Here is a 569-nt window from a genome sequence, read left to right as displayed (position 1 = left end):
ATTAAAAGGAAAACCGACAGGCATTGCTTTTATCGATTCCACGAGTTTGCGCGTTTGTCATAACATCCGTATTCCTCGTCATAAGGTCTTTCAGGGCATCGCGCAACGCGGAAAAACCTCAATGGGATGGTTCTATGGGTTCAAATTACACCTGATTATTAACCATCTGGGCGAAATTTTAGCGCTTAAAGTGACCCCGGGTAATGTGGATGATAGGGAGCCTGTACGCGAATTATCAAAAGATCTCACAGGTTCTCTTTACGGCGACAAAGGATATCTGAGTCAGGAATTGGCGGATGATTTAGCTAAAATGGATATCACCTTTATCACGAAAAAGCGCCGCAACATGAAAGCGCTTGCACTGGCTGAGTGGGATAAGGTTATGCTTAAAAAGCGTTTTATCATTGAAACGATTAATGGACAATTAAAAAACGGCTCTCAATGAGAACATTCTCGTCACCGAAGTATAACCGGTTTTTTGTTAACCATTTTAACGGGATTGATTGCTTACTGCCTTAAAGAGAAAAAGCCATCACTGAAAATTTTCTACTCAGAAGAAGATATTTCAG

At 40.9% G+C, this 569-nt stretch carries 1 pseudogene; it reads left to right on the top strand.

The features are described 5' to 3' along the window. Positions 1-569, top strand: a pseudogene (locus AACS92_RS03615) (IS982 family transposase); the annotation flags it as partial.

Origin of the sequence: Xenorhabdus sp. KJ12.1, assembly GCF_963876495.1 — a bacterium.
Taxonomy (GTDB): domain Bacteria; phylum Pseudomonadota; class Gammaproteobacteria; order Enterobacterales; family Enterobacteriaceae; genus Xenorhabdus; species Xenorhabdus stockiae.
The sequence above is the reverse complement of the archived record's forward strand: the minus strand, read 5'-3'. Positions and strand labels throughout refer to the sequence as shown.